General features: G+C 46.9%; 1 protein-coding gene. It reads left to right on the forward strand.

Translation table 11 applies throughout. From position 1 onward, the window contains the following. Nucleotides 1-211: GA-like domain-containing protein (locus AC1M9J_RS14885; RefSeq protein WP_481952583.1), on the forward strand; the 211-nt coding region annotated here is incomplete at both ends.

The raw sequence follows: 211 nt of genomic DNA on the forward strand, positions 1-211 counted from the left end.
ATGATCTGGTTGATATCACTTTACCAGCAGTAAATGATGAAAACGAAGATGGTGTGGATGATGCAGTTGCAGCACTTGAAGAAGCGACAGAAGCAGTAGAGGCGGCTGAAGCAGCATATGCTGAGGCAGAGCAAGCACTAGCAGATGCAGAATCAGATGGTTTAATCACGCCAACAGAACTTGCTGAGCTGACTCAAGCACGTGATGATGC

Source organism: Acinetobacter sp. ANC_7588 (assembly GCF_056783995.1).